This window comes from Petrotoga sp. SL27, assembly GCF_002924605.1.
GTDB lineage: Bacteria > Thermotogota > Thermotogae > Petrotogales > Petrotogaceae > Petrotoga > Petrotoga sibirica.
The window spans coordinates 1-305 of the sequence record NZ_JAIP01000051.1 but is presented as its reverse complement, the minus strand read 5'-3'; the positions used below and the strand labels follow the sequence as shown (position 1 = coordinate 305).

Sequence of the window (305 nt, the reverse complement as noted above, 5' to 3'; positions counted from 1 at the left end):
TTTGACTGAGTTCTACTCTTTGGATGAGATAGTTTACAAACCCATTGGTGATTTAACTAAGTTCGTTATTGAAAAAAGTAAAAACAGGTTCAAAGATCCCGTGAAGGTTGCAACTCTTCTTAAACAAGCAGCCAATAATTCGTACAGATTAGACAAAATGGCTTATGAACCTTTGAATATCGCTATCTCTTCCTCCTTAAACGTAATAAAAGCCTTGGAAAAAGAAATAGAAACCGTTGATAAGGCTATTGAAAAAACGGTAAAAGGGCTTAATCCCATAGAATATAAATCACTCATCTCTGTCA

1 pseudogene is annotated in these 305 nt (G+C 34.4%); it reads left to right on the top strand.

Going from position 1 to position 305, the window contains the following annotated elements:
* Positions 1 to 19: 19 nt before the first annotated feature.
* A pseudogene (locus tag AD60_RS10005) lies at positions 20 to 305 on the top strand (IS110 family transposase); the annotation flags it as partial.